The following is a 6,703-nucleotide window of genomic DNA, read 5'->3' as shown; positions in this document are numbered from 1 at the left end:
GCCACAAACGACTCAAGGCACGATGGGCCGATCAAAACCTGCTTAGCCTCTTTACTCATATGCGATAGCCCTGCCGCAAGGGGGGAGATCGGCGGTTCTTGCGGCGGCACTTATCTGCCGGCGTTGGCGATTGGCGAAACCGGCGACGACATCCAATCTCCCCCCTTGCGGGGGAGATGGCCAGCAGGCCAGAGGGGGGTGCACTTGGCGCCTGCCGGTGCATAGCCGATGCACTTCGGTCCGCACCTCCTCCTCGCCGCCCTCGAAGGCCTCGTCACCTCCGCCGTGCTGGCGCTGACTGCGCTTGGTTTGTCGCTGGTGTTCGGCGTCATGCGCGTCGTCAATGTCGCGCATGGCGAGTTCTTCATGCTGGGTGCCGTGCTCGCCTGGGCGATCACCACGGCGATCGGCGGCCACCCGGCACTCGGCTTCCTGGCTGCATTGGTGATTGCGCCGCTGATCGTCGGCGCTATCGCGCTGGTCGCCGAACGCTTGGTGCTGCGCCGGCTCAACTACAATCCGGAAGCCACCATCGTTGCCACCATCGGCATGCTCTACATCATCCAGCAGTTGGCGCTGACCTTCTACGGTCCGGAGGCGCGGCCGGTGGAGCCGCCATTCAGCTATCGCATCCTTTTGCCGTGGTTCGGCTACTCCGGCTACAAGCTGTCCATTATCGCCGCTTCCGCGCTACTTCTGGTCGCGACATGGCTGGTGCTGACGCGGACCAAGATCGGCCTCATCATGCGCGCCACGCAGTATGACAGCGAGACGGCGCAGGCCTTCGGCATTCCCGTCGGTCGCGTCTATGGCGGCGTCTTCGCGCTCGGCGCCATGCTGGCGGCCGTTGCCGCGGTGCTGATCGTGCCGATCAGCCAGGCGCATTATCTGATGGGACAGGACCCGCTGCTGCTGTCCTTCATCGTCGTCATCATCGGTGGCCTCGGCTCGCTGCGCGGAACCGTCGTCGCCGCCGTGCTGATCGGCCTGTCCGACGGCATCATCTCGATGTTCTTCTCGCCGACGCTGGCCAAGATCATCGCCACCCTGCTCGTTGCCATGGTGCTGGTGTTCCGGCCGCAAGGCTTGTTCGGGACGGCGTCGCGATGAGCGAAGCTTCGCCGGCAAAAGCCTATGCCCTGCATCTCGGCGTCATCGCCCTGCTCTTCGTGCTGAGCTTCCTGCTGCCGGACTATTATCACGGCCTGCTCGCTCGCATTATGGTGCTGGCGGTCTTTGCCATGGGCTACAACATGCTGTTCGGCTATGTCGGCCTGCTCAGCCTCGGCCATGCCATGTTCTTCGCCGCCGGGCTCTATGGCGCCGGCCTTGCCGTCATCCATCTCGGCTGGAGCGTGCCACTGGCCTTCCTTGGCGGGATCGCCTGCGGGGCAGTGCTGGCGCTGGCGATAGGCCTGTTGGCGCTGCGCACCACGGGTGTCGCCTTTATGATCGTCACCATGATGTTCGCCCAGGTCTTCTACCTCCTCATTCTCTACTTCGCGACATGGACCGGTGGCGACCAGGGCATGGTCGTGCCGCAACCGGCACGGGTGCTTGCTTTCGGCTCGACATCGCTCGATCTCACCAATCCGACCGTGCGCTATATGACGGCGCTGGCGCTGTTCTCGCTCGTGCTGCTTGTCACATTGGCGATCGTCCGCTCCAGATATGGCCGCGTGCTGGTCGCCATCCGCGAGAACGAGGAGCGGACGAAGATGCTCGGCTACGACACCTTCTCCAACAAACTCGCCGCGGTCGTCATCTCCGGCACTATCTGCGCTGCTTCGGGCGCCGCCTATGCCCTGCTGTTCGGCTATGTCGGGTCGAGCTTCGCTTCGGTGCAGTATTCGATCCTGCCGCTGCTCTGGGTGCTGCTCGGGGGTGCGGCCACGACACTCGGGCCGCTGATCGGCACGCTGTTCATGTATTATGTCATCGACATCACCAGCGGCTACACCTCGGCCTATCTGCTGATCGTCGGCATCGCGCTGATCCTTTTGGTGCTGTTTTTCCCCAAGGGCATTCTGGGCAGCATCCGGCAGCGCTGGCTTGGGTGGCTGCCATGATGCCGCTTTTGACCACCAAGGGCCTGTCGCGAAACTTCGGCGGCCTGCGCGCCGTCGACGGCGTCGATTTCGAACTGATGCCGGGCGAAATCCGCGCCGTCATCGGCCCGAACGGGGCGGGGAAGACGACTTTCGTCAGCCTGGTCAGCGGCCGCATCCAGCCATCTTCCGGCATGATAATCTTCGACGGTGCCGACATCACCAGCGAGCCGGCCTATATCAGAGTTCGCCAGGGCATCGCCTACACGTTCCAGATCACCAGCGTCTTTGCCAATCTTTCCGCCTACGACAATGTCGCGCTGCCGGTGCAGCGGACCCTGAGCGATGGCCGCTCGAAGGGTGCGGTGCGGGCAGGCGTCATGTCGGCGCTCGAACGCACCGGCCTCGCCGACCGTGCCGACATGCCGGCCGGGCAGTTGTCCTACGGCCACCAGCGCCTGCTGGAAGTGGCGATGGGCCTGGCGCTGAAGCCGCGCCTGCTGATCCTCGACGAACCGACGCAAGGCCTTGCCGACAGTGAGATCGACAATTTCATTGAGCTGGTGCGCGAGATCGCCAAAAACGCCACCGTGCTGTTGATCGAGCACAACATGCCTGTCGTCATGCAACTGGCCGACCGCATCACCGTCTTCAACGCTGGCAGGATTCTCGCCGAAGGCACGCCGGAAGCGATCCGCGAGAATGCGGCGGTGCAGGAAGCCTATCTGGGGACCGCCCCATGACGGAGACGAAGTCCGAAGCATTGGCAATCGCGGGGCTCGATTGCTTCTATGGCGAGGTCCAGGTGCTCTATGGACTAGACCTGGTGCTGAACAAGGGCGAGGTGCTGTGCCTGTTCGGCCGCAACGGCGCCGGCAAGACGACGACGCTCAAGGCCATCATGGGGCTGGTCCCGTCAAGCGCCGGCTCGATCAGGCTCGATGGCAAGGAATTGACCGGACTGCCGGCGCACGAGGTACCCAAAGCCGGGGTCGCCTATGTGCCGCAGGGAAGGCGGCTGTTCGCCGAGATGACGGTAGCCGAAAACCTCGAGATCGGCCTGATGGCGCGCGGCAAGGGCAAGGCCGTGCGGGAAAACGTCCTCGACCTTTTTCCATTGCTGCGCCAGCGGCTGAGACAACGCTCCGGTACGCTGTCCGGCGGCGAACAGCAGATGCTGGCGATGGCCCGTGCGCTGTGCCTCGAACCGCAGGTGCTGCTGCTCGATGAGCCGACGGAAGGGCTGATGCCGTCGATGATCGCCAAGATCCGCGAGACGGTGTCGCAACTGCGCGAGATGGGCGTCTCGACCATTCTGGTCGAACAGCGTGTCGACGCGGTGCTTTCGGTCGCCGACCGCGTTGCCTTCATCGAAAACGGCCGCAATCGCGAGACGGTCGATGTCGAGGATCTGCGCGCCGACCCGTCGGCCGTGCGCCGCTATGTCGGCGTCGGGTGATCAGCCGAAAAACAGAAAACCCGCGATCAGGAATATCGGGATCAGTACCAGGCCGGACCATGCCATATAGCCGAAAAAGCCCGGCATCTTCACGCCTCGATGTCGGGCTATGGCGTAGACCATGAAGTTCGGCGCATTGCCGATATAGGTGTTCGCGCCCATGAACACCGCGCCGGCCGAGATCGCCGCCAGAGTCGAGGCGAATTCCGTCATCAGGTGCCGTGGGTCGCCACCGGCAAGCTCGAAGAACACCAGATAGGTCGGCGCGTTGTCGAGGAAGGACGACAGCGAGCCGGTCAGCCAGAAATAAGCGAGGTCGTCGGGCGCGCCCGAGGGAGAAGTGACGAGGGCGACCAATGGCGCCAGCGCGCCGTCATGGCCGGCTCTCAGGATGGCGACGACCGGCACGATGCAGATGAAGATGCCGGCAAACAGCTTTGCGACTTCAGCGATCGGCCCCCAATTGAAGCCGTTCGCCTCGCGGTGGCTCTTGTAGGAGAGGGGAAGCGACAGCAAGGCCAGCGCAAGGATGATGGCGTCGCGCACCAGGTTCTGCAGCTCGAGACTCACCCCGAGGACGGAAAAGCTCACACCCGGCTTCCAGGCCGCCGACAGCAGGATGGCACCGATCACGCCGGCCAGCAGTGGAAGATTGGCCAGGCCGCGCAGACGCACCTCCGTATCCGGTGTCGGATCCTTGATCTTTGGCGCGCCAGCCTCGCGCCGGTGCAGAACGATATCGATGCCTAAGAAGACGGCCAGCACGAGACCGCCGACGAACAGCGTTTCGCGATAGAGATTGGCAGTCGTCCAGAAGAAGTCGACACCGCGCAGGAAGCCGACGAACAGTGGCGGGTCTCCCAAAGGCGTCAGCGAACCGCCGATGTTGGAGACCAGGAAGATGAAGAAGATCACGACGTGGGCGTTGAACGGCCGGTTATCGTTGGCGCGCAGGATCGGCCGGATCAGGATCATCGAGGCGCCGGTCGTGCCGATGACCGAGGCGAGCAGTGCACCGACCAGCAACAGCCCGGCATTGACCAGCGGCGTGCCGTGAATGTTGCCGGCGACCAGAATGCCGCCTGAAATGGTGAACAGCGCGAACAGCAGGATGATGAACGACATGTATTCGGTAAGCAGCGCATGCAACACCGCCTCGGTCCCCGAGGGGACGCCGAAGGCAAGGGCCAGCGGCACGATCACCAGCGCTGCCCACAGGGCTGCGATCTTGCCGTAGTGATGCTCCCAGGCATGAGGGAACAGCAGCGGGCCGGTGGCGATCGACAAAAGCAGTCCGGTGAAGGGCAGCGCCCACCATAGCGACATCACCGCGCCGGGCAGGCCGTGCGCTTCCGCAGCCAGCGCCTGTGCCGGGAAGAGCATGGCGACAGCGATTGCGGCACCCGCCATCACACCCGTTGCGGTCGGTAAGAAGCCCCTCTTGCGCCCCACGATCCGATCAATCCGACAAGGGATCTTCGAGCGTCACTCCGGCATCGCGCATGCGGTGCAGCATTGTATCGAGCGAACCGTTGAGATCGATGCCACGGCAGGCATCGAGCCTGACGGTGGTCTTGAAGCCCTGGCTAACGGCATCCAGCGCCGAGAAGGCAACGCAGAAATCGGTCGCCAGCCCGACCAGGGTCAGCGTGTCGATGCCGCGTTCCCGGAGATAGCCGGCAAGGCCGGTCTGCGTCGTGCGGTCGTTCTCGAAGAAGGCCGAGTAGCTGTCGATATCAGGCCGAAATCCCTTGCGGATGACGAGCTCGGCCTTGGTCCAGGCGAGGCCGGAATGGAAATCAGAGCCCAGGCTGCCCTGGATGCAATGGTCCGGCCACAGCGTCTGCTGGCCGTACGGCATTTCGATCATCGTGAAAGGCTGCGCGCCCGGATGGCTGGAAGCAAAGCTGGAATGGCCGGCGGGGTGCCAGTCCTGCGTCAGCACGACGTGATCGGCGTGCCGGATCAGGTCGTTGACCAGCGGCACGATCTCGTCGCCGCCGGCAACCGCCAGCGCGCCGCCCGGACAAAAGTCGTTTTGCAGGTCGATGACGACAAGCGCTTCGTCGGCCATGGGCTTTCCTCTTCCGTATGCAGGCTCCAGTGGAAAATGCCGCTGACGCGACCGGACGCAGAAACTTGACCAGAAGGGCCGCGGCGTCAACCTCTCAAGGCATAAGAAATGCGTGCCGACCGAGTGGTCGCAAACTCCGGCTTTGACAATTCCTGCCGTCTTGATATCATTTGCATACGAATGAATTCCCCCGGTTGCCGATGCCGGAAGGATCTTTCGAAATTCCGGTTCTGGAAGACCTCTTTTCTGGAAGGCAAGGCGTGATCCGTTACGCGAAACCCACCTCGGTCGACGAAGCGCTCGCTTTGCTTGGCGAGGGCGCCTGGCGCATTCTTGCCGGCGGCACCGATTTTTATCCGGCGCAGGGCAGCAAACCGTTCCGGGACGATGTCCTCGACATCAACGGCCTGGCGGCGCTGCGCGGCATTGCAGAGACGGGCAGCCATTTCGTCATCGGCGCGCGTACGACCTGGACCGATATCATTCGCCATCCCTTGCCGCCGGCCTTCGATGCGCTGAAACAGGCGGCGCGAGAGGTCGGCTCGGCGCAGATCCAGAACGTCGCCTCGGTCGCCGGCAACCTCTCCAACGCGTCGCCTGCCGCCGATGGTGTGCCGGCTTTGCTGGTTCTCGATGCCGAAGTCGAGCTGCGTTCCGTGGCTGCGACACGCCGTCTGCCGCTGCACGATTTCATTCTCGGCAACCGCCGCACAGCCTTGCTCCCAGGCGAGATGGTGACGGCCATTCGCGTGCCGAAGGGCGCTACCACTGGCACGTCGGCTTTCGTCAAGCTCGGCGCGCGGCGCTACCTTGTGATCTCCATTGCCATGGTGGCGGCGCGTCTGGTTGTCGAGAATGGCATTGTCGCGGATGCCATGGTCGCCGCCGGCTCCTGCTCGGTGGTGGCCAAGCGGCTTGTTGGCGTCGAGGCTGCGTTGCGCGGGCTCCCATCGGACGACGGACTCGCCGATGCGATCCTGTCCGCCCCGATGGGCGAACTGTCGCCGATCGCCGATGTGCGCGGCAGTGCAGAGTACCGGATCGATGCGGTCCGCGAGATCGTTGCCCGTGTCGTGCTTGCGGCTGTGGGACGGATGACTGGCGACGAGGTGGCGGCGTGAG

At 63.8% G+C, this 6,703-nt stretch carries 7 protein-coding genes; 5 read left to right on the top strand and 2 right to left on the bottom strand.

Annotated elements, in window-relative coordinates; translation table 11 throughout:
- Positions 1-228 precede the first annotated feature (228 nt).
- From X744_RS147075 to X744_RS147090, 4 genes are read left to right on the top strand one after another with little or no spacing between them, the layout of a single operon-like run.
- Positions 229-1,110, top strand: coding sequence for a branched-chain amino acid ABC transporter permease (locus X744_RS147075; RefSeq protein WP_023761411.1), 882 nt, complete (start codon positions 229-231; stop codon positions 1,108-1,110).
- Positions 1,107-2,069, top strand: a complete 963-nt coding sequence (locus tag X744_RS147080; RefSeq protein ID WP_023761410.1) for a branched-chain amino acid ABC transporter permease — start codon at positions 1,107-1,109, stop codon at positions 2,067-2,069. The genes X744_RS147075 and X744_RS147080 overlap by 4 nt, the downstream gene beginning before the upstream one ends.
- Positions 2,066-2,791, top strand: coding sequence for an ABC transporter ATP-binding protein (locus tag X744_RS147085; RefSeq protein WP_023761409.1), 726 nt, complete (start codon positions 2,066-2,068; stop codon positions 2,789-2,791). The genes X744_RS147080 and X744_RS147085 overlap by 4 nt, the downstream gene beginning before the upstream one ends.
- Positions 2,788-3,507, top strand: a complete 720-nt coding sequence (locus X744_RS147090; protein ID WP_023761408.1) for an ABC transporter ATP-binding protein — start codon at positions 2,788-2,790, stop codon at positions 3,505-3,507. The genes X744_RS147085 and X744_RS147090 overlap by 4 nt, the downstream gene beginning before the upstream one ends.
- Here the strand turns inward: X744_RS147090 and X744_RS147095 are convergent, their stop codons facing one another.
- Positions 3,508-4,917 carry a sodium:proton antiporter gene (locus X744_RS147095; RefSeq protein ID WP_023761407.1) on the bottom strand — a complete coding sequence of 470 codons (1,410 nt, stop codon included), beginning with the start codon at positions 4,915-4,917 and terminating at the stop codon, positions 3,508-3,510.
- A gap of 49 nt (positions 4,918-4,966) precedes the next feature.
- On the bottom strand, positions 4,967-5,581 hold the full coding sequence (gene pncA, locus X744_RS147100; RefSeq protein WP_023761406.1) for a bifunctional nicotinamidase/pyrazinamidase: 615 nt from the start codon (positions 5,579-5,581) through the stop codon (positions 4,967-4,969).
- A 260-nt stretch (positions 5,582-5,841) separates the two neighbouring features.
- On the opposite strand from pncA, the gene X744_RS147105 reads away from it, so the two are divergent.
- On the top strand, positions 5,842-6,702 hold the full coding sequence (locus tag X744_RS147105; RefSeq protein ID WP_023761405.1) for a xanthine dehydrogenase family protein subunit M: 861 nt from the start codon (positions 5,842-5,844) through the stop codon (positions 6,700-6,702).
- Position 6,703 lies beyond the last annotated feature (1 nt).

It is taken from the genome of Mesorhizobium sp. LNHC252B00, assembly GCF_000502955.1.
Classification (GTDB): domain Bacteria; phylum Pseudomonadota; class Alphaproteobacteria; order Rhizobiales; family Rhizobiaceae; genus Mesorhizobium.
Note: the sequence above shows the minus strand (reverse complement) of the source record. Positions and strands in the feature narration are given on the sequence as shown.

Excerpts from the sequence above, each read along its gene's own strand:
- X744_RS147075 (WP_023761411.1), top strand. The coding sequence starts at position 229 with ATGCACTTCGGTCCGCACCTCCTCCTCGCCGCCCTCGAAGGCCTCGTC.
- X744_RS147080 (WP_023761410.1), top strand. The coding sequence starts at position 1,107 with ATGAGCGAAGCTTCGCCGGCAAAAGCCTATGCCCTGCATCTCGGCGTC.
- X744_RS147085 (WP_023761409.1), top strand. The coding sequence starts at position 2,066 with ATGATGCCGCTTTTGACCACCAAGGGCCTGTCGCGAAACTTCGGCGGC.
- X744_RS147090 (WP_023761408.1), top strand. The coding sequence starts at position 2,788 with ATGACGGAGACGAAGTCCGAAGCATTGGCAATCGCGGGGCTCGATTGC.
- X744_RS147095 (WP_023761407.1), bottom strand. The coding sequence starts at position 4,917 with ATGGCGGGTGCCGCAATCGCTGTCGCCATGCTCTTCCCGGCACAGGCG.
- pncA (WP_023761406.1), bottom strand. The coding sequence starts at position 5,581 with ATGGCCGACGAAGCGCTTGTCGTCATCGACCTGCAAAACGACTTTTGT.